Annotated in this window: 1 pseudogene; it reads left to right on the top strand. The window is 27.7% G+C overall.

Annotated elements, in window-relative coordinates:
• Window positions 1-17: 17 nt before the first annotated feature.
• Window positions 18-253, top strand: a pseudogene (locus ACFRAE_RS17835) (hypothetical protein); the annotation flags it as partial.

Genomic DNA, 253 nt, shown 5'->3' on the forward strand with positions numbered 1-253 from the left:
TATTAAACTCTCATTTGATGACAGATGAAAATTGGAATGCCTTCAAAAGAGAGTTTATCAAACAGCACGGTGAGTTTTACAACTATGTAGTGGAAAATTTTCCAGAATTGAAAGAATCTAATCTTAAGATAATAATGCTTCAAAAATTAGATTTTAATAACTACGAAATGTCTAATTTATTGGGCGTTACAATTGATGCCATCAAAAAAAGTAAACAACGATTAAAGAAAAAATTAGGAGAAAGATATGATTT

Source organism: Sphingobacterium sp. HJSM2_6 (genome assembly GCF_049316305.1).
Taxonomy (GTDB): Bacteria; Bacteroidota; Bacteroidia; order Sphingobacteriales; family Sphingobacteriaceae; genus Sphingobacterium.